18 protein-coding genes and 2 pseudogenes are annotated in these 18,563 nt (G+C 61.4%); 3 read left to right on the plus strand and 17 right to left on the minus strand.

What is annotated here, in order from left to right; all coding sequences use genetic code 11:
• Positions 1–299 precede the first annotated feature (299 nt).
• Positions 300–959, minus strand: coding sequence for an HD domain-containing protein (locus tag ACX3P0_RS23595; protein WP_459092435.1), 660 nt, complete (start codon positions 957–959; stop codon positions 300–302).
• 131 nt (positions 960–1,090) lie between these two features.
• On the opposite strand from ACX3P0_RS23595, the gene ACX3P0_RS23600 reads away from it, so the two are divergent.
• Positions 1,091–2,149 carry a GlxA family transcriptional regulator gene (locus ACX3P0_RS23600; protein ID WP_459092437.1) on the plus strand — a complete coding sequence of 353 codons (1,059 nt, stop codon included), beginning with the start codon at positions 1,091–1,093 and terminating at the stop codon, positions 2,147–2,149.
• A gap of 292 nt (positions 2,150–2,441) precedes the next feature.
• Here the strand turns inward: ACX3P0_RS23600 and ACX3P0_RS23605 are convergent, their stop codons facing one another.
• Positions 2,442–3,194, minus strand: coding sequence for a dihydrodipicolinate synthase family protein (locus tag ACX3P0_RS23605; RefSeq protein WP_459092439.1), 753 nt, complete (start codon positions 3,192–3,194; stop codon positions 2,442–2,444).
• A gap of 53 nt (positions 3,195–3,247) precedes the next feature.
• On the opposite strand from ACX3P0_RS23605, the gene ACX3P0_RS23610 reads away from it, so the two are divergent.
• A complete protein-coding gene (locus ACX3P0_RS23610; RefSeq protein WP_459092441.1) occupies positions 3,248–4,222 on the plus strand; it encodes an IS5 family transposase in 975 nt (324 codons plus the stop codon).
• A gap of 52 nt (positions 4,223–4,274) precedes the next feature.
• Here ACX3P0_RS23610 and ACX3P0_RS23615 read toward each other — a convergent pair.
• The 14 genes and pseudogenes from ACX3P0_RS23615 to ACX3P0_RS23680 all read right to left on the minus strand — a co-directional run.
• Positions 4,275–4,487, minus strand: a pseudogene (locus ACX3P0_RS23615) (IS6 family transposase); the annotation flags it as partial.
• A gap of 58 nt (positions 4,488–4,545) precedes the next feature.
• Positions 4,546–5,175 carry a hypothetical protein gene (locus tag ACX3P0_RS23620; RefSeq protein ID WP_459092443.1) on the minus strand — a complete coding sequence of 210 codons (630 nt, stop codon included), beginning with the start codon at positions 5,173–5,175 and terminating at the stop codon, positions 4,546–4,548.
• 93 nt (positions 5,176–5,268) lie between these two features.
• Positions 5,269–5,556: a BMC domain-containing protein gene (locus ACX3P0_RS23625; protein WP_459092445.1), complete on the minus strand. Its 288-nt coding sequence runs from the start codon at positions 5,554–5,556 to the stop codon at positions 5,269–5,271.
• Between the two features lie 61 nt (positions 5,557–5,617).
• Positions 5,618–5,863, minus strand: coding sequence for a EutN/CcmL family microcompartment protein (locus ACX3P0_RS23630; protein WP_459092447.1), 246 nt, complete (start codon positions 5,861–5,863; stop codon positions 5,618–5,620).
• Entirely contained in the window at positions 5,860–6,309 is a 450-nt protein-coding gene (locus ACX3P0_RS23635; protein ID WP_459092449.1) for a hypothetical protein, read from the minus strand. Before ACX3P0_RS23635 ends, ACX3P0_RS23630 begins: the two co-directional genes overlap by 4 nt.
• Positions 6,310–6,319: 10 nt before the next feature.
• Entirely contained in the window at positions 6,320–6,931 is a 612-nt protein-coding gene (locus ACX3P0_RS23640) for a BMC domain-containing protein (RefSeq protein ID WP_459092451.1), read from the minus strand.
• 4 nt (positions 6,932–6,935) lie between these two features.
• Positions 6,936–8,531, minus strand: a complete 1,596-nt coding sequence (locus tag ACX3P0_RS23645; RefSeq protein ID WP_459092453.1) for an aldehyde dehydrogenase family protein — start codon at positions 8,529–8,531, stop codon at positions 6,936–6,938.
• A complete protein-coding gene (locus ACX3P0_RS23650) occupies positions 8,531–9,802 on the minus strand; it encodes a class-III pyridoxal-phosphate-dependent aminotransferase (protein WP_459092455.1) in 1,272 nt (423 codons plus the stop codon). The genes ACX3P0_RS23645 and ACX3P0_RS23650 overlap by 1 nt, the downstream gene beginning before the upstream one ends.
• A gap of 113 nt (positions 9,803–9,915) precedes the next feature.
• On the minus strand, positions 9,916–10,905 hold the full coding sequence (locus ACX3P0_RS23655; RefSeq protein ID WP_459092457.1) for a phosphotransferase enzyme family protein: 990 nt from the start codon (positions 10,903–10,905) through the stop codon (positions 9,916–9,918).
• Between the two features lie 42 nt (positions 10,906–10,947).
• Positions 10,948–11,727, minus strand: a complete 780-nt coding sequence (gene fabG, locus ACX3P0_RS23660) for a 3-oxoacyl-ACP reductase FabG (protein WP_459092459.1) — start codon at positions 11,725–11,727, stop codon at positions 10,948–10,950.
• A gap of 19 nt (positions 11,728–11,746) precedes the next feature.
• The gene (locus ACX3P0_RS23665; protein ID WP_459092461.1) at positions 11,747–12,559 is read right to left on the minus strand and encodes an ABC transporter permease; all 813 of its coding nucleotides are present in this window, start codon (positions 12,557–12,559) and stop codon (positions 11,747–11,749) included.
• Complete coding sequence (locus ACX3P0_RS23670; protein ID WP_459092463.1) at positions 12,559–13,413, minus strand: ABC transporter permease; 855 nt, start codon at positions 13,411–13,413, stop codon at positions 12,559–12,561. The genes ACX3P0_RS23665 and ACX3P0_RS23670 overlap by 1 nt, the downstream gene beginning before the upstream one ends.
• Complete coding sequence (locus ACX3P0_RS23675) at positions 13,410–14,573, minus strand: ABC transporter ATP-binding protein (RefSeq protein ID WP_459092465.1); 1,164 nt, start codon at positions 14,571–14,573, stop codon at positions 13,410–13,412. The genes ACX3P0_RS23670 and ACX3P0_RS23675 overlap by 4 nt, the downstream gene beginning before the upstream one ends.
• A gap of 101 nt (positions 14,574–14,674) precedes the next feature.
• Positions 14,675–15,805 (minus strand): ABC transporter substrate-binding protein, encoded by a 1,131-nt coding sequence (locus tag ACX3P0_RS23680; protein ID WP_459092467.1) that lies wholly within the window; start codon positions 15,803–15,805, stop codon positions 14,675–14,677.
• A 271-nt stretch (positions 15,806–16,076) separates the two neighbouring features.
• On the opposite strand from ACX3P0_RS23680, the gene qhpR reads away from it, so the two are divergent.
• Positions 16,077–17,120, plus strand: a complete 1,044-nt coding sequence (gene qhpR, locus ACX3P0_RS23685; protein WP_459092469.1) for an AraC-like transcriptional regulator QhpR — start codon at positions 16,077–16,079, stop codon at positions 17,118–17,120.
• 314 nt (positions 17,121–17,434) lie between these two features.
• On the opposite strand, the pseudogene ACX3P0_RS23690 reads toward qhpR, so the two are convergent.
• Positions 17,435–18,512: pseudogene (locus tag ACX3P0_RS23690) on the minus strand (IS5 family transposase).
• Positions 18,513–18,563 lie beyond the last annotated feature (51 nt).

Genomic DNA, 18,563 nt, shown 5'->3' on the forward strand with positions numbered 1-18,563 from the left:
AACCGAATGACCAAGCTCGGCCGTGCCGAGTTTGAACGCGGGGCATGAACAAGGTCACCGGTAGGGCGCTCTTCGATCAAATTCCGATCCCTGCAACAAGGTCCTGCAACCCCCAGCTTTGGAGGCGATTTTGCATGCAAACACCCGCCGGTTACACTGGCATAGTCATGATCTGGCTGCGGAGGTCTGAGTTTGGTGGAAACGGACCGACAGCTTCTGGGAAAGTAGCTGACAGCCGTTCCCACGATACCATGTTCGACTCAAAAAATGCACGGCATCGCCCGAACTCTCCGGCTCGATCAGGCGTGCCAGTGTGAATTGCGGATGACCGAGCAGAAGTTGCCGCGGTGGAAATGCGGCTCCTTGTCGGCAATCACATCGGCCTTGACGTTGCCGAAGGTCGTGTCGGGCTTGTGCCTGATGCCGTCATAGAAGGCCTGGATGATGTCCTCCTTGAACTGCGGCGTGCGCGGGAAGGCGGAGACCACGGCCTCGCGCGTCGCGTCATCATACTCGCCATAGGTGAGGCCGAGCACGTCCATTTCGACACCCGCAGTGGTAAGTGCGATCACCGGGTGCATGTGCTCCGGCACGCCGGGTGTGGTGTGCAGCGCGATCCCGGTCCAGACCTTTTCGATATCGCTGGCACTGACGCCGTGGCTCTGAAGGAAATCGCGCGCGGCGTTGGCTCCATCCACCTCGAAGCGCAGGTCCGCGCTGCTATGCGACGGCATAAGGCCGATGTCGTGAAACATCGTTGCCGCATAGAGCAGCTCAGCGTTGAAGGTGAGGCCGCGCTGCTGCCCGGCAAGCGCACCGAAGAAATAGACGCGGCTGGAATGATTGAATAGCAACTCGGATTCCGTATCGCGGACAAATTCGGTGATCGCGCGGCCGAGTTTGCTGTCTGGCACCGAAATTCCATTGATGCTGGCTTTCGAGAGAAGTGGGTCCTTCATGTCGTATCTCCAGTGAGAGGAAGCTACCGCTACTCATCGCCCCCGACGCGTTTGGCAGCAAACATACACACCATCGAAAATCTGCCAATCATGTGCGATAAGCTGCCCGAAGCGATACTGGAGGCGATTTGATGGCGAAAAGGGAAGTGGCGCTCATCATCCATGATGGTGTGCAGGCGCTGGACGTAGCCGGTCCGCTTGACGTCTTTGCCGAAGCGAATGCGTTCCTCGGAGCTGACGAGAGATATGATTGCATGCTCATCGCGGCCGATACCAATGCCGTCCGTGCCTCGAACGGCATCTTGATGATCCCGCATTTCTCCTTCGCGCAGGCGGGCCGCCGCTTCGACATTGCCCTCGTAGCGGGCGGGCCGTCGCTGCCGGAGGCCCAGCCGGACGGGGCCATGTTGGACTGGCTGCGGAACTGGGGCACGCTGGCGGAGCGCTATGGATCGATCTGCACCGGCGCGTTCGTGCTCGGCCACGCCGGGCTGCTCGATGGACGCGTCGCGACGACTCATTGGCAGAATGCCGCGCGCCTTGCCGCAAGCTTCCCTGCCTGCCGGGTGGAGTATGACCGCATCCATGCTCGTGACGGCGCGCTGGTGACGTCGGCCGGCGTGACCGCGGGTATCGACCTCGCGCTCGCGCTGGTGAGCGAGGATCATGGCGAGGCACTGGCACTCGCCTGCGCCAAGCGATTGGTGGTCGTTGCCCAACGCCAGGGCGGCCAGTCGCAGTTCAGCCCGTTATTGGTGCCGCGAGGCGACCCGGACTCGCCGATCGGCAAGGTCCAGGCCTATGTCGTCAATCATCTCGCGGAGCCGTTTTCCGTCGAACGCCTGGCCCGTATTGCCGGCACGAGCGAACGTACGGTGGCGCGCCTGTTCGTAAAGGAATTGGGACAAACACCACACGACTTCGTGGAAAGCGTCCGCATCGATCAGGCGCGCAACATGCTTGAAGCGACGGAACGCCCGATTAAGGTCATCGCTTTCGATTGCGGCTTCGCTAGTTCTCAGCAGATGAGAGCCGCGTTTCAGCGCCGACTCGGGTTGAGCCCTCTAAGATACCGGGAAAGCTTCCGGTCTTCCCATCGTCCCGGCGGACGGTTGCGAGAGAGTGAACGATGGGAGCAATCTACGGATCGGCAGCTTACAGGCGATGCGGTGCAAAGCACAGAGCCCTGAAATGAGGGCGTAAGCTGAATGGCTCCGGAGCGACATCTACTGCAACATCCGATCCTTGGTGGACTACGCGTCATATCGGCAAGAGACGAGAGGGTGTCGACCGGCTATGTGGAATCGACCGTGAACCAACTAATCAACCAACGCATGTTTAAGAAGCGACAGATGCGTTGGTCGCGCAGCGGCGCACAATCGCCGCTCAATGGTCGGACTGCGACTGCGCATCTGCACGGCAGGCTTGAACGTTACACGGGCACGCCAAATTTCACGCAACAAACCCGAGTCGTAGTTCCGTTCAAAGCGTGATGTGCGCCGGCAGGCGCGCGAGCGTGTCGGCGACCTGACGCCTCGCGGGCTCGGGAAGTGGCAGGACCGGCCGTGGCGGGTCGATGCGGCAGATGCCGAGCAGGTCGGCGAGCGCGTAGACGACCCGCAGGCTGGAAAACTGCCTGAACAGGTCCCAGACCGGTGCAAGCTCGCCATCTAGCCGACGCGCCTCGGCGGCATTACCCCGCTGCGCGGCCCTGACGATCCTCAGGCATACATCCGGGAACAGTCCTCCAAGCACGCTGTGCCAGGTGTCGGCACCGGCGATCATGGTCTCGGGCGCCGTCCAGTCAGCGCTGCAACCGATGGCAAAGCCTTGCGGGACAATTGCGCGCTGGGCGGCCAGATTCTGTGCCGTATCTTCGGCCCTCCAGCCAGGATTCTTGATCGCAACGATACCGGGCACCGTGGCGAGGCGACCGACAAGCGCCGGCGTGAACTGGAAATGCGTCGTGCCCGGATTATCGTAGATGACGATCGGCAGACCGCTTTCGCGCACCACCGCCGAGAAATGCTCAAACACCTCGTTTTCAGTGAGCGGCGTGTAGGACGCTGCTGATAGTAGCCCTGCTGTCGCCCCGACGGCTTTGGCGTCCTGAGCGAGCTTTACCGCATCATCCGTGCGCAGCGCGCCGATTCCGACCACGACCGGGACACGGCCGCCGGTTTCGCTCAGCACGGCTTCGATCGCCCGGCGCCGTTCGTCGCGGCGTTGGTGCACGAATAGGCCAGTGATGGTATGAGGGCTTCGATCACAAGCTCACCGAGATTTGCATGCCGTTCAAATTCAACGCCGCGCGGCGTCATCACATTCCACGCGCCCGGTATCGAGTGACAAATTGGAGCGCCTATGATCGCGGCCTGATTTTGCGCGGCGATATCAGGATGTGGATTTCGGCTGAGGCGATTGAAGGGTGGCGCCCATCGTGCCGCAATACGCCCGGCGGTCAGCGCCGGTTCTCCAATTTGGCGATCGAGACAACGCTGATGCTCGGCGCTCTGGCTCGGTTTCCACTGCGCCAGACCGAGGGTTTTGTGCGCTCGCTTATGGCTTTGCTGAACCTTGATCGGACCGTGCCCGATCATACGACCCTGGCACGCCGGCGCAGAACGGTTGATGTCTGTTCGGTCCGATGTCCACGCAGGAGATCGGTCGACATTGTGATCGACAGCACTGGCCTGAAATTCTACGGCGCAGGTGAATGGGCAAGAGCCAAACACGGCGAAACGCGCCGTTCGTGGCGTAAACTGCATATTTCGGTGAATGCTGACGACAATGAGATCATTGCCCACGAGCTCACTGATGACGACACATCAGACAGCGCCATGATCGGCCAACTCGTGGCCAATTCGGGCGGCAATATCCGATCGGTCATTGCCGATGGCGCCTATGACGGGGAGCCCACATATCAGGCGATCCGTGCCGCACGTCCGGCCCGATCTCCGCCCAGGATAGTCATCCCGCCGGGCAAGCGATCGATCCCGGAGAAGGGACAGCCGCATGGTGGAAGCGAGCGGGAACGCCATGCCGCAGAGATCGCGCTTCATGGCCGAATGGCGTGGCAGCGACGACACGAATACGGCAAACGCTCTCTGGTCGAGACTGCCATTTCCTGCATCAAACGTATCAACGACGGGCACCTGACCTCCCGCACTTTCGGCGCCCAGCAAAACGAAGTCGCCATTCATATCAAAATCGCGAACCGTAACATGGTCCTCGCAAGGCCCCTGTCCGAGCGCGTCCGCTGATCAGGCTACAAAGTCACCAAGCCCTTTGATCGCATCAATGCACCAAAGCCCCTGGACGCTTCCTTCGGAGCCGTCGGGCATAGTCCGGGCCGAATTTCAGTCCCCATCGGCGGATGGTCTCATAGGAAACGACAATACCGCGCTCCAGCAGCATTTCCTCGACCAAGCGCAAGCTCAGCGGAAAGCGAAAGTAGAGCCACACCGCATGGGCGATGATCTGGGGCGGAAAACGGTGGCGCTTGTAGCTGATGGGAGAGGTGTTCATGGGCCTGAATATATCGCAGCGGGTCCGAACAAGCCGTTACCGTGACAACACCTTCCGGCTACTTGCGCCGGCCTTGTACTGCCTCCACGGTCCGGATGATCGCGTCCCGCGCCTTCACGAGATCGGCGGTGCGGCCCGACATGAAAATGCGCCCCGTCGCCCCGATCATCTGGACGTCGTTGATCACCGTTTCCGGCGCCGCGCGCTCTGCCTCATTCGCCGCCACGCAGGCGAACAAGGCAGGGGCAAGCTCGAATACCAGCAAGCTGTTGCCGGGGACAAGGATCGAGGCATCGCGCGACCGGTTCAGGATGATCGCGTGCTGGTCGGATAGGTCCTCGATGATGTCATGATAGTAGATGCTGGGGGCGAGCTGGTCTTCCGCCTTCGCCCCTATCCCGTTCAAAATCGCCTGGCCGGCAGCCTCCAGTTCATCCTTGTCCGAGGAGTGCAGTTCGAGCAGCCCGAATTGCCGTTCAGTATAGAGGATACCTGGCTCCATGTCGGGCGCGGCCTTTAGCGCTAGATCCGCAATCCGGTGGATGGCAAGCGCCGGCGCGACCTCGATGATGAGGCTGTGCTGGCCGGCAAAGGGCGGGTAGCCCCTGGCTCGGGTGGGCGAGCTCAGATACGCGGCAAACTGAGGCTGCAGGTCGTGAATAGGTAGATAGACCCGTAGTTCCGTCATCTCGGACACTCCCGCCGGGGGTTATTGGCAACAGACAACAATGGCCGCAGGCGACGACGCGCCGCCGGCCACCTTGAATTCCAGGCTGACGCCTTACTTGGCGACGACGGCGGCCGTGAAATACTTAGCCAGATCCTGATGCGGACGCGGAATGACGTGAACGGCGACAACCTCGCCCACCGCGTTTCCGGCCTCGGCGCCGGCTTCCGTTGCTGCCTTGACCGCGCCGACGTCGCCGCGGATCACGACGGACACGAGGCCGCCGCCCACTTCGTTGCGGGCCACGATTTCGACGTTCGCCGCCTTGACCATGGCGTCCGCGCTTGCCAGTGCCGCCACGTAACCGCGTGTCTCGATCATTCCAATTGCCAGATTAGCCATGATTAGTCTCCTGATGGTTTGGGAATTTCAATTTGCTTTCAGTGAATGAATATGGTCGTCGTCAATCCTGGGCTTCGTCGATCGAACCGATGATGAGTGCGTCCACCGGCGCCTTGATCTTGGTAAAATAGGCGGCAGCCACCGACCCTTGCGTAACCAGAACGGCCTCACCCTGCGCGCAGCCGAGCGGATCGAAAGCGACGAGGCTTGCGCCCCCTTCCGTCGTGACTTCCAGAAGCGCCCCGCTGGGCAGGGTGTCTATCGCCTTGGAAGACCAGACACGACCAGTTACGCGTCCGCGGATCATGACTTAGCCCTTTCGATCTTGATGCCCAGCCGACGCAGTTCATCCTGCGCGAGAGGGGTGAGGCGAACGGTCTTGCCGATACGGATCACGGTGATTCCTTCGGGAAGGTTGCGGATTTCGCGCTCGTTGACGAGGCCGCGCTCGAATGAGACCGGCGAGAGATTCTGCTTCGGCTGCGCGCGCTCATACGCCTCGACAGGCGTCGCGACTCGGCTGCCAATACCGGCCAGCCGAAAGACATGCCGTCCATTTTCGATGTCCGCACGGGCCTTGCTGTCTCCAGCGAGCGCCAGGATGCGGCGCGCAAACGCGGCCAGTTCGGCATCGGAAGCGACCGAAACCGCCTCCTCGCGAATCTGGGTGGCACCCGAGGGACGCCCGACGCCACGCGCCGCGAGTTCCTCCCGCAACAATTCGCGTATCATGGTCCTGAGATCGGAGCTCATGCCACCGCTCCTATCGCGCGCCGTGCGCGCGCAACGCCGCTTCGGCGGCATCGCGTGCATTGCGGATTTCGGCCTCGTCGCCCGACAAATACAGCCTGCCGCTGGCGCCGATCATGCGGTAGTCGATAACCTTGATGTTCGCTGCTTTTTCAGCCTCGTTGCAGGCCAGAATGGCGTAGGAAGCCGGCTGACATTCGAGGATGTAGAGGGACTCCCCACCGACGATCATCGAACCGAGCCGATTGCGGTTGATCAGGAAGGCATGTTGGGGATCGACGCGGTTGACGACCCTGGAAGCAAGAATCTCGGGGCGCCTGGTGTCCGCTTCGTCCGCACCCAACGCGGAAAGCACCGCCTGGGCCGCAGCCTTGACCTCGGCCGTCGAGCGGGAGTGGAATTCCAGATAGCCGTACTGCCTCTCCACGACGAGCATGCCCGCCCGTACGTTCGCCCCTTTCAGGGCGACGTCGGTGAGCGCCTCGATGTCAATGCCGGGCGCGACTTCGATGATCTGCGCGGCCATGGCGCGGCGCGGCAGCGAGCCTCTGATCCAGGTCGCCAGATAGGCCAGCGTCTGGGGCTGCAACTGGTCGATGAAAATGAAGGAGCGAAGTTCAGCCATGGGGTCAGCGTTCCTTGAGCACGGCGCGAAGTTCTTCCGCGATCAGGCGGCGCAGTTCGTCTCGTGCTGCATCAGATAAAGGCGACGAGGCTGCCTGGCCTCCGGAGAAGGAACCTGGTGCCGCCGGTCGGCGCGGCACGGCACTTCCGGGCATCCCGTCGGCGGGAGCCATCGGCAACGGCCCTTCGAAGCGCGGCCCTAGATTGTCGAAATTCCCGAAAGGAACGTCAGGGTCCGTGTTGTAGGCGATGCGCGACCAGTGAACGAGATGCTGGGGGCCGACATTCTCGCCGATGGAACTGCGGCCGAAATAGCCGGTGCCGACGGTGAAGGTGGGAGCCAGACCGGTTCCGAAGCCGGCAGCACCTTGGCTGCACGGGGAATTGACGACGATGCGATAGGCTTCGACCGTGCTTCCGTAGGTCATGATGACGGCAGGATCGTTGGCGTGGATCGCCGCCGAATGGCCAGCACCCGTCATGCGCAGGATGGCGCGGGCATGCGCCATCGCCTGCGAGCGGTTCTTGGCGACATGGTAGGCCAGCACGGGACAGAGCTTTTCCTTGGAAAGGCGCTCCTCCACCCCGATCTGGTCGATCGGCGTCACCAGGATGCGGGTGTTTTGCGGAACGCGTATCCCCGCATCGGCAGCAATCAGCACGGCGTCGCGCCCTACACAGGCGACATTGAAGCCGCGCGGATGGAACAGCAGCGCACGAAGTCTTTCCGTCTCGTCCGGCGAGCAGAAATAGGCGCCGGCAGCCTGCATGGAGCGCCGGAGCTGCTTGTCGACCTCGGGCAGCGTGAGGACGACACTTTCATTGGTGCACAGGATGGAGTTGTCGAAGCTCTTGCCGTCGACGATGCGCTTGGCCGCCTTGTCGATATCGGCCGAGGGGTCGACATAGACCGGAGCGTTGCCCGGCCCCACGCCGATCGCCGGGTTCGACGACGAATAGGCCGCGCGCACCACGGCGTTGCCGCCGGTGGCAAGGATCACGGATGTCTTCGGCGAAGCCATGAATTCCTCGATGAAAGGAATGCTGGGCTCTTCGACGATCTGGATGATGGCATCCGGCGCGCCGGCTTCGAGCGCCGCAGCCATCAGGGTGCGGGCAGCGTCGACGCAGCAATGGCGCGCGGCCGGATGCGGGCTGATGACGATCGCATTGCGCGTCATCAGGGCCAGAAGGATCTTGTAGTTGAGGGTCGCGATCGGGTTGGTAGAGGGCGTCAGCGCAAACACCACGCCGGCCGGGCGCGGAATCTTGACCATCTTGGCGGCGCTGTCGATCCTCGGATTGACGTAATCGTCGTTGCGATAGAAATCGACCAGCCCGGTGGAGGACAGTTCATTCTTCAGCTTCTTGTGGGCGGGAACTCCGAAACCCGTTTCCTCGACGGCCCAGTCGGCATATTTCGCTGCATTCGCATGCGCCGCCTTGGCGACGGCATCGACGATCGCCATGGTTGCGGGGCGATCGTAGCGCTGAAAGACTTGGCTGGCCCAGCGGGCCCGCTCCAGCATCATGTCGGCGCGGCCGCGCAGGTCTGCCTTGGTACCGGCAATATCGACAAGCGTTCTGATCTGCGGTTCCATCAGTTGATCACCCGCCGTCCGCCCATGATCTCGGTTCGCGCAAGGTCGATGGCTATTTCGACGCGGCGCAGCAAATCCTCGGCATCCGTCTGGGTCAGCAACAGGCCGGGCTTGAACTGCAGCACACTTGGGTCAAGCGTCGAGAAGATCGCCCACACACCATTCTGGTAGAGATGCTTCATCACCGGCTTGGCGCCTTGCGGATGATTGAACTCAAGCCCCATGACCACGCCGTGCTGGCGAATGCCAATGAAGAAATCTGGATATTCGGCCATGATCTGATCGAGGCCGGCCCGCAGGAAGTCCGCTATGAAATTAACCATGCTGCGCACTTCGGGCCGCTGCACGATCTCCAGCGTCTTCATGGCAACGATACAGCCCAGTTCCGCCCCGCCCATCGTCGAGATGTGACCGAAACCGTCCTGCTTGAGCCAGCCGCCGCATTTTTCGGAGATCAGTACACAGGCGATCGGATACATCCCGCCAGAAATACCCTTGCCGGTCACCATGATATCCGGCACCACGCCGTAGCGCATGCACGCCCACATCTCACCGCAGCGCATCAGGCCCGTCTGGACCTCGTCGGCGATGTAAAGCGCATCATAGCGCTCACACAGTTTCTTGACCGCCGGCAGATAGCCCTCATGTGGCATCGGGAAGCCATAGGTCGCCGGGATCGTCTCCATGATGACGGCCGCCACGTCGCGCTTGCGCAACGCATCTTCCATGGCGGTGAGGTCGTTGAAGGGAACCTGGACGAATTCACCCGACGTATCCTCGGACAGGAACAGCTTGGAGAACCGGTCGTCGCCTGTCTTCAGCGCCAGGCCGGTGTGGCCGTGATAGGCCTTGACGATCGAAACGATCTTCTTCTTCTGCATGGCGTGCCGGGCGGTCTTGAGGGCGATGTCGATCGCCTCGCCGCCACCCGACCCATAGGCGGTGTATTTGAAGTCTGGGCCCGGCGCGCAGGCGGCCAGCGCCTCGGCAAGCGCCGTACGGGCAAGTGCCGGGAAATGATGGTTTCCCATGTCGAAGCGGTCGGTTCCCGCCTTCAGCACTTCCACCAGCTCCGGGTGACGGTGCCCCAGATTATAGGTGCCGCCATTGAGATGCGCATCTATGAGACGACGGCCATCCATGTCGTAGAGGTAGTAGGCTTCACGGCGATCGATGACGAGATCGACACCCATGTCCTGCCAGTCCTGGGTCTTGCCCGGGTTCCAAAATTCTCGTGACCGTTCGAGAAAATCCAGCTTTTCCTGGCTCATCGGCTTAGTCTCGCCTGTTAATCGTGACCGCTTGATCGCAGCGCTACGAGGACCTTAGGGACTCATGCACCCCGCCGCTTGACAGTGGCGGGGTGCGGATTGACAGCGAGCACTCAGCCGTGCGTGCCGAAGTAGCTTTCCGCCAGACTGACCGTGCCCTCGGCAAACACCGGAGCGAGCTCGGCCGCGATTTCGACCTCGCGATGCGAACCGATCCAGGCCAGCAGCGCCATGCGCCGCAGCATCACGAAGGTATCGATTTCCGCTTCGTCGGCCACGGAAAGGTCGCGTACCTTGCGGTAGCCCTCGACCCAGGACTGCTTGAGGGCGGGTACCTGCGGGTGGTCCTCCATGAACGAGACGCCCGTGGCGAAGTCATAGAGGAACCAGCCGAAGCCGCAGTCGTCGAAATCGATCAGGCGCGGCTTGTCCTGGTGAACGAGCAGATTGGCGAGGCGCATGTCGGCATGGATCAGGCCATAGCGTTCCGCACCCTTGCCGAACCTGGCCAGCCGCTGCACGATCAGGCCTTCGAGCCGCTCGAGTTGGCTGGAGATGCGCGCATCGATGTTGGGACCGTCGCGCCAGTTCCCCCATGTCGGGGCCGAGCCGAAGACGGTGCTTTCGTCCCAGGTCATCCGCTGGAATCCGGCAGGACGACGCCATGAGGACGAATGCAGATGCGCCCGCGCCGCAATCTGGCCCAACTGGCCGAACGCAGCGACCAGATCGTGGTCGGGATCGGGCTCATGCCCCTCCACGAACGCGAACATCACCATATGACGCGGTGCCGCCAGCCCGTCGACCGTCGCTGTCTGGATGGCGCTACCGTCGCGGCCGAGGAAATAGTCCGGCGTCTCCACGCCGCCCTCATGTCCTAGCGCCTGCGACCAGGCGAGTTCGGAGGCGATGGCGTCACGCGAATGGTAATTTTCACGGTGGACACGCAAGATCGAGCGAAACCCGTCCGGCGCCTCGACCAGATAGGTAGCGTTTTCCGAAATATTGATCAGGCGGGCAGACGTGTCCGCCGGGATATCCCAGCGGCTCAGCGATTGCTGCACCAGCCCTTGAAGCCGCTCAAGAGTAGCCTCTTGCGACATATGGCAACCTCCCGTCAGGGTTTTATCGGTGTGAGATCGGCGTTAGATACTTGCGATCGCTTCGAGCGATTCCGGCAGTGTCTGGCCACCGTCCACGATGATCTGCTGCCCGGTGATGTAGCCGGCCTCGTCGGACGCGAAGAACAGAGCGGCATTGCCGATGTCTTCGACAGCGCCCAAGCGCTTGAGCGGGACCGACGCTGCCATCGTGTCGAGATAGGCCTGGCCAAGCCCTTCCAGACCCTCGGTCACGATGTTGCCGGGCATCACTGCGTTGATCGTGGTGTTGTAGCGGGCGAGTTCCATCGAGGCGGTCTTGAGGAAGCCGAGCTGGCCGGCTTTCGAAGCCCCGTAATGGGTCCAGCCGGGATAGCCGGTCACCGGCCCAGTGATGGACGAGGTGAGAATAACGCGCCCCTTGCCTGCCTTCTCGAAATAGGGAATGCACGCCTTGACCGTCAGGAAGGCGCTCTTGAGATTGGTCGCCATGACGCGATCCCACTCGTCCGGATCAAGGTCGATCATCTTAGCCTGCGGAAAAATGCCGGCGTTGGCGCACAGGATATCGACGCCGCCGAAAACCGCTTCCGTGGCCTTCACCATCGCCTGGACGGAGCCCCAGTCCGCAACGTCGCAGGCGACGGCCTCGGCTATTCCGCCCGCGCCGCGCAGTTCGGCGAGCACCGCCTCGGAGGCATCCTTGCCGCGCGCTGCGATCATTACCTTGGCGCCCTGAGCGGCAAAAATCTTGGCGATACCGCGCCCGATGCCCTTCGAGCCCCCGGTAACGATAACGCTTTTGCCCCTGATCGACGTCAACATGATTTGTTCTCCTTGTGTATCAAGTCTTGCCGGCGCGGCCCGCGCGAATAGCGCGAAACAGCGACGAGATGAGCACCGCAATCAGTACGATGGCGGCCGAGCTTGCGATGGCGATGATGCCGAGCGCGGGCACCTGGGGCGAATAGCCGGAAACCATCTTGGCGTAGAGCCACTCCGGCAGCGTGGAATCGGCCCCCGTGGTGAACAGCGACAGCGGGAAATTTCCCCAACTGAGGAGAAACGCGAACAGACCAGCGGCAAGCACACCCGGCATCAGCAGCGGAATGGTCAGTTCTCGCAGTATCTGCCAGGTGGAAGCGCCGAGGTCTCGCGCGGCTTCCTCCAGCATCGGGTCGAAGCTGTAGGCCTGGATGGCGACAACCAGCGTCGCGATCGGTGCAATCCACACCAGATGCGCCACGATCGCCGTTTTCCAGGTCGGCACGATTCCGATCGAATTGAACCAGACCAGCAAGGCAAGGCCAAGAACCGCCTGCGGGAAGAAGATTGGCAACAACACGAACTTCTGGAACAGCGTGCGGTAGCGCCACTGGTAGCGCGCGAAGGCCAGCGCGCCAAAAAAGCCAAGCACCATCGAGATGACGGTCACCAGCGCAGCTATCGTAAGCGACGTAACGACGATCTCACGGACGGTGCCACTTGTCAGGGCGGCGTCGTACCATTGAAGCGTATAGCCGCGTATGGGAAAGGTCAGGTAACGCGCCTTGGCAACAGATGCGAAGCCCACCGAGACGATCGGCAGATAGAGGAACGCAACGACCAGAAGGCCGTAGCAGACAAGAAGGGCCGATATCGTTCGCGACGTCTTCATTAGCGCCTGCGCCCCATCAGGGCGTCCAGGTCGACGCGCGAAATCGCCACGATCGCCAATGTGCCGATGACGACGATCAGGCTCATGGCCAGAGCCGACCCCAAAGGCCAGTTCTGCCCGTAGGAAAAGGCCGTTTCCACTTCGGCGGCAATGACGATGACTGACTGCCCGCCGAGCAGCTTGGATTCGGCGAGTGCGCCGGCGACGAGAACAAAGCACAGGAGAGAGCCGACCATGATGCCAGGCGCGGCAAGCGGAAGATCGATCTCCCACAGGACGCGCCAACGGGAAGCGCCAAGATCCGCCGCGGCCTGGCGGGCGTCATCCGGCACCATGGCGATGCCTTGCGCCAAGGGAAAAAGCATGAACGGAAAGTAGACGTAGACCAGCCCGAAAATGGTGATCGGGACGTTGTAAAGCGCGCCTTCGAGCCGCCATCCCGTCAGCGCGTTCAGATAGCCGTCGATCAAGCCGCCCTTCATGAGCGTGACCACCCAGCCGAAAAGCCGGATATTTTCCGACACGAGCAGAGTGACCGCAACGGCCACCGTCAGGAATAGTGTGAACCGACCGAATACCTTGGCCATGCCGTAGGCCAGCGGCCAGCACAGAACGAACAGGATCACAGTGGCCATGAAGGCCATCGCCAGCGACCATAGGAGCGACTTGTAGTAACCCTGCTTGAAAAACACGGCATAGGCCGAAAAGTCGGGAATATGCGCCAAGTCGAAAACGCGCTCGGGCATGATGGAAAAGCCGGAAATGACCAGAAGCGGCGCGAGGAACCCGCCAATAAGCAACAGGCCCATCGGCAACGCAGCCAAGGTTCCGAGCTTGCGGTCGCGCGTGGTCATGGCTGTTCCGCGATGATATGGCAATTCTCCACATCCCAGCCCAGCAGCACCTCATCGCCCGGTTTGCCGGCAAAGCGATCCTCGCGCAGCTTTTCCACGATCACCATCATGCCGTCGCGCCTTTCGACTTCGTAGTGGATGCGCGAGCCAAGCAGGTATTCCGCCCGGATCACGCCGCTCAAATGGAAGTCGCTGACATGACCATTGTCGAGAAAGTGCATGAATTCCGGCCGAACCATCAGCGTCGCCTTGACGCCTGGAGCGAGCGATACCGACACCGGCGCGGTATCCACGGGAAGGTTGATCTCGATACCCTCGCCCTTCAGCCCACCGTCGGCGACGCCTTCGATATCGAAAAGATTGACCTCGCCCATGAACTCGGCAACGAAGCGGCTCTGCGGGCGGGCATAGATTTCGTCGGCGACCGCGATCTGCTCGAAGCGGCCGGCCCGCATGATGGCGATGCGATCGGACATCACCATCGCCTCCTCGAGGGAATGGGTGATGTACACGAAGGTCTTGCCGGTTCGCGCGTGCAAGTCTTTCAGTTCCTTCTCCAGAACCTTGCGCAGCCGGTAATCGAGCGCCGACAAGGGCTCGTCGAAGAAGAGGATTTCAGGATCGAAGGCCAGCGCGCGCGCCAGCGCCACCCTTTGCCGTTCACCGCCTGAAATCTGGGTGACACCCTTGTCGTAGTAGTCCTTCTGCAAGCGCAGGAGAGCCATGAGCTCAAGCGCGCGCTCCTTGCGCTCGGCAGCCGGAACACCGCGAATCTTCAGCGGGAATTCGATGTTCTGCCCAACGCTGCGATGCGGGAACAGCGCCAGCGACTGGAAGACCATGCAGGTCGGGCGCTTGTTTGCCGGCACCCGCTCGATGCGGCGGTCCCGCAACCAGATGGCGCCCGAAGTCGGCTCGTCCATCCCCACCAGCAGACGGATCAGCGTGGTTTTCCCGCTGCCGGAAGGGCCGACGATGGTGAGGAATTCTCCATCGACAATGTCAAGGCTGATATCGCGCAGGACGGTGACGGCACCGAAGCGCTTCACGATATTTTCAAGCCGTAGAATGGGCTTGCTCGGCGGGCTGCCTTGAGGATGGGACGTGAGTTGCTGCAACAGAATGCACTCCAGCGTTACGGCGCCGGGCGCCTCTGCCATTGATCTGGAACACCGGCTTGGACAAGCGGGCCGGTGTTCGCTGCGGTGCCCGATCAAACGCTAGCGCCTCGTTGGCGCGCCCAACCTGGACGCGCCGCGCGTCAGCGACGCTTCGCCGCCGTATAGATGGCATTGAGGGCGTCGTAATCCTTGATCACGTTGTACTGGGCCGCGCGCGAAAGCTCTTCCTCGAGGCTGTCCCACTGGATAGCATCCAGTTCCTCGGGCGAGTATTTGGCGAAGACCGTCGGGTCGCCCATCTGGGTGACCGGATTGTAGGTGCCTTCGGCAAAGCTGACGCTCTTGGCCACGTCAGGCTGCTGCACGAATTCGAGGAAATCCTCGGCCAGCCCGGAAGGGTCGGGATTGTTGATCAGCGAGGTCAATTCCACCCACACCAGGCCACCCTTGCCGTCAACCGGCCCCGAGCGCGGGGTGATGGCACGGACGTTAGAAGCACCGTCGAGGCGGGCGGGCGATGCGGTGTAGGTGCCGCCGGTGAAGTAGGCATCTATCTCGCCATTGATGAGCGCCGTCGTCATCGCCACCAGATCGTCGGTCAGGAGCTTGGCGTTGCCGAAAATGGTCTCCGCCGTGCTTTTGAACGTGGCGCGCTTGGCCTCGTCCATTTCCTCGAACGGATTGAGATCCCCGGCCAGAGCCAGATGCATGATGTTCCAGTCTCCATAGGTGAGAACACCGTAGCGATCCTTCATGGCCGGATCGAAGAACAGCTTCCAGCCCTGCTCTTCGGCAGTCTCGCGGCTGATCTTGTCCGTATTGACCACGAAGCTGAACGGACCGTAGCGCTGCGGCATGCCAAGCAGGTCACCTTCGTCCGAGAAGGCCAGCGGATAGGGCTTGGCGAACTCGCCGCTCATCTTCTCGAAGTAAGGCATGAACCGCGCCTTATCGAGAGGCTTGATCAGCCCATCGGGGGCCAGACGCCGCGCCCAGGGCTGGTTGACGTTGAGAACGTCCCAGACGTTCAGTTCACCGGCGCGAAGCCGATTGATCATGTCCGGGTCGGACGTGCCACTTTCGGCGCGAACCCGCGCGCCGGGATGCAATTCACGAAAAGGCCCAAGCACATTGTCCGTGTTGTAGCCTTCCCAGCACAAAATGTTCAGTTCGCTGTCGCGGGCAGCAAAGGCTGGATGCCCCTGCCCGACCATGGCGGCTCCGGCGATGCCGGCGAGCCCCAGATTGAAGTTCCTGCGCGAAAGCTTCATCAAATTCCTCCCATTCATCCCTGATTTTTCGACCGAACTCTCCGGATCTTGCCTTGCAGCCTATGCCGCCTTCAGGGAGGCTGCTTGACATCGACTAGCCGGGATTTGACAAAGAGGCGCCAGTGACGGCACCTATGGGATTGAAGGAAGTGCAACCGGTAACGCCTTGCGTTACGGTACGAAATCTGCATGAATTGCAAATTCGGGGGCCTGGTGAATTATCGGCTCAAGTCTTCAATGGCAGATCGCGACACTTGGGAGGGGCCGCACAATGCTAGAGGCGGGCGAGGTCCGTTCGTTCACGCCACCGAAGGTACTGGCATCGGCCGCCAACGGCGTCATTGACATGATCCGGCGAAAAGGAGGAAATGCCGAGGCCATCTTCGCCAGCGCTGCGATCCGCATGTCGGACGTAGGCTGTCCGACGAACGAACTCAATCTGCACCAATATTGCAATCTTTTCGAGCAAGCGGCCAGGCAGACCGGTAACGACAATTTCGGCCTGGAGTTCGGCGCGCAGTTCCAGCCCAGGGAACTGGGACCACTAGGTTATGCGGCAACCTCGTCACCGACTCTCGGCGCCGCGCTGCGAAACGTCGAGGCATATTTCCCCGCTCATCAGGGCCAATCGACCTTCGGCTTCATTCCCGAAGGCGATATTGTCTGGCTGAGTTACCAGATCACCGATCCGCGCATCGCCGACCGTCGCCAGGACGCCGAACTGTCCCTGGGAATGTTCTGCAACATCTTCCGCACGGCGCTGGGAAAAAACTGGGCCCCGCTGGAGGTTCGATTCGAGCATACGAAGCCGGACGGAGGCAGCGACCATTCCCGCTATTTCAACGCACCGGTCCAGTTCGCCAGACGAACAAACGCTTTTGCATTTCGCCGCGACATTCTGAGCACGAAAATGCCAGAGCCCGACCCCTATCTGTTTGCCATAATCGAGGCCTTGCTGCGGACGAGGCGCGATTTCACGGGAGACCCGCAGGATATCGTCACCGTGCTTCGCAATCAGATAAAGATGCATCTGGGAGAGCGTACGCCGAGCATCGGCGACATCGCGGTTATCCTTGGGATGAGTAGCGCCACCTTGCAGCGGCAACTCAAGGAAATCGGTATTACCTATAATGATATACTGCGCTCCGCCCGCGAGGAGCTTGCGTTGCACTACATGAAGAACAGCGATATGCCGCTCACTGACGTAGCCCTGTGCCTAGGCTATTCTGAGTTGTCGGCGTTTTCCCGCGCGTTCCGAAATTGGACCGGAATGAGCCCCCATAGGTTTCGCCGGATCGGGACATTTAAGAAGTAGAGTGGCCGCCTTCATGGATGGCCGGCGTCACCTTCGCATCTCACCAGAGGGGGGCGACAGGAACGCACAGCCTCCTTGGCTTAACCGGCCGTTCCTTTACCTCTTCAGTTGAGCACCGCGCGCCGAGAGAACATGGCGACGAACATCGTGCCACCGCAGCTGGACACCTCGGACTACCAACGTTTGGGGACCGGTAGGGCCGCGATGAGGTTCGGCACGCACTGATGTGCATTGTTGGTTCTGATTTTGGTCGTTTTGGCTGATGCTCGTTGCCGATTTCGGCGCTCCGGCGGCGGCTTTCGCCGCTCTCGCGGTCATGCGGACGCAGTTCGCCCCTTGTGCCAGACGAAGCGGGTGAGATTGTAGACAAGGTTTGCCATGCCGATCTTCGTTCTGGCGCGGGCGATGCCGATGGTGCGGATGAACAAGCCCATCCTGGATTTCTGCTGCGCGAAGACGTGTTCGACGAAAGCGCGAGTTTTCGATCTCCGCCCATTGGCCCGTGACGTCGCCTCGTTCATCGGCCGACCCTTCGGCTTCTTCTGGTGAATGTCGGAGACGTAGCCGTTTTTCTCCAGCCACTCCTCATTCTTCTTCGAGCGATAGGCCATGTCGGCCAGACCGTCGAACCGGTATTGGAACGGTTGATGACATTGCGAAGCTGGGCATCATCATGGGCCGCTGCGCTTTTGATGTTCCAGCCACGGATGAAGCCATGCCGGCGGTCGATCGTGGCGTGATTCTTGTAGCCGAAGGCGGGAATGGCGATGTCGCGCTGCTGCGGCCTTCCATCCTCGGCCGCCTTGGCCTTTGAGAACTTCACCGTCCACCGCGCGTCGCGATCCTTCTGCCGCAGTTTCGCGGGTTATCCTTCCACGTATCAGGAAACTTGCCTGCCTTGATGTCGGCCTTCTCAGCATCGGTGTTGCGCTGCTTCGGTGCCGCCACGATGGTGGCGTTGACGATCTGTCCGCCCATGGCAAGATAGCCGGCTTTGGTGAGGTGCTTGTCGAAACGGGCGAACAGGTTCTCCACCGCACCGGCCTGCGTGATATGCTCCCGGAACAGCCAGATCGTTTTGGCATCCGGCACCCTGTCGCCGAGCCCCAGCCCGAGAAAGCGCATAAACGGGAGCCGGTCCTGGACCTGGAACCCCGCCTGATCATCCGACAGGCTGTAAAGCGCCTGCAGCACCATGATCTTGAACATTAGCACCGCATCGTAGGGCGGCCTGCCGCCTTTCGCGCCGTCCGAGCGCTTCGGTACCTTGGACAGAGGCTTGCGGAAAACCTCCTACGGCACAACCGCGTTCAGCTTTTCCAGAGGATCGCCCGCCTCGCTCAGTCGGACATACCGCTCGTCAATGTCCCAAAACCCAGGCTGTCCCCGCATCCAGCCTCTCCGCGCAAATCACCGGGGCAGTGAATCAGCTCGGGGCGTCAA

This window comes from Mesorhizobium sp. A556 (assembly GCF_054489545.1).

What these genes read in the sequence shown, in the direction of transcription:
- ACX3P0_RS23595 (WP_459092435.1), bottom strand. Translation starts at nt 959, where the DNA reads ATGAAGGACCCACTTCTCTCGAAAGCCAGCATCAATGGAATTTCGGTG.
- ACX3P0_RS23600 (WP_459092437.1), top strand. Translation starts at nt 1,091, where the DNA reads ATGGCGAAAAGGGAAGTGGCGCTCATCATCCATGATGGTGTGCAGGCG.
- ACX3P0_RS23610 (WP_459092441.1), top strand. Translation starts at nt 3,248, where the DNA reads ATGCCGTTCAAATTCAACGCCGCGCGGCGTCATCACATTCCACGCGCC.
- ACX3P0_RS23620 (WP_459092443.1), bottom strand. Translation starts at nt 5,175, where the DNA reads ATGACGGAACTACGGGTCTATCTACCTATTCACGACCTGCAGCCTCAG.
- ACX3P0_RS23625 (WP_459092445.1), bottom strand. Translation starts at nt 5,556, where the DNA reads ATGGCTAATCTGGCAATTGGAATGATCGAGACACGCGGTTACGTGGCG.
- ACX3P0_RS23630 (WP_459092447.1), bottom strand. Translation starts at nt 5,863, where the DNA reads ATGATCCGCGGACGCGTAACTGGTCGTGTCTGGTCTTCCAAGGCGATA.
- ACX3P0_RS23635 (WP_459092449.1), bottom strand. Translation starts at nt 6,309, where the DNA reads ATGAGCTCCGATCTCAGGACCATGATACGCGAATTGTTGCGGGAGGAA.
- ACX3P0_RS23640 (WP_459092451.1), bottom strand. Translation starts at nt 6,931, where the DNA reads ATGGCTGAACTTCGCTCCTTCATTTTCATCGACCAGTTGCAGCCCCAG.
- ACX3P0_RS23645 (WP_459092453.1), bottom strand. Translation starts at nt 8,531, where the DNA reads ATGGAACCGCAGATCAGAACGCTTGTCGATATTGCCGGTACCAAGGCA.
- ACX3P0_RS23650 (WP_459092455.1), bottom strand. Translation starts at nt 9,802, where the DNA reads ATGAGCCAGGAAAAGCTGGATTTTCTCGAACGGTCACGAGAATTTTGG.
- ACX3P0_RS23655 (WP_459092457.1), bottom strand. Translation starts at nt 10,905, where the DNA reads ATGTCGCAAGAGGCTACTCTTGAGCGGCTTCAAGGGCTGGTGCAGCAA.
- fabG (WP_459092459.1), bottom strand. Translation starts at nt 11,727, where the DNA reads ATGTTGACGTCGATCAGGGGCAAAAGCGTTATCGTTACCGGGGGCTCG.
- ACX3P0_RS23665 (WP_459092461.1), bottom strand. Translation starts at nt 12,559, where the DNA reads ATGAAGACGTCGCGAACGATATCGGCCCTTCTTGTCTGCTACGGCCTT.
- ACX3P0_RS23670 (WP_459092463.1), bottom strand. Translation starts at nt 13,413, where the DNA reads ATGACCACGCGCGACCGCAAGCTCGGAACCTTGGCTGCGTTGCCGATG.
- ACX3P0_RS23675 (WP_459092465.1), bottom strand. Translation starts at nt 14,573, where the DNA reads ATGGCAGAGGCGCCCGGCGCCGTAACGCTGGAGTGCATTCTGTTGCAG.
- ACX3P0_RS23680 (WP_459092467.1), bottom strand. Translation starts at nt 15,805, where the DNA reads ATGAAGCTTTCGCGCAGGAACTTCAATCTGGGGCTCGCCGGCATCGCC.
- qhpR (WP_459092469.1), top strand. Translation starts at nt 16,077, where the DNA reads ATGCTAGAGGCGGGCGAGGTCCGTTCGTTCACGCCACCGAAGGTACTG.